Genomic DNA, 229 nt, shown 5'->3' on the forward strand with positions numbered 1-229 from the left:
TCCCTCGTGCAGGTCCGTCAGCAGCTCGAGGAGCTCGATCTGATGAGCGATGTCGAGGAACGTCGTCGGCTCATCGAGGAGCAGGAGCGGCGTCTGCTGCGCGAGGACCATCGCGACCCAGACCCGCTGGCGCTGTCCTCCCGAGAGCTCGTCGACGAGTCGTGCGGACAGCTCCGTGATCCCGGTCGCCGCCATCGCCGCGTCGACCGCGGTCTGATCGTCGTCCGAC

At 68.1% G+C, this 229-nt stretch carries 1 protein-coding gene; it reads right to left on the reverse strand.

What is annotated here, in order from left to right; translation table 11 throughout:
• The coding region (locus SB660_RS24325; RefSeq protein ID WP_410585222.1) for an ATP-binding cassette domain-containing protein at window positions 1-229 on the reverse strand (229 nt) is incomplete at both ends.

Origin of the sequence: Bacillus sp. SIMBA_005, assembly GCF_046535585.1 — a bacterium.
GTDB lineage: Bacteria > Bacillota > Bacilli > Bacillales > Bacillaceae > Bacillus > Bacillus pumilus.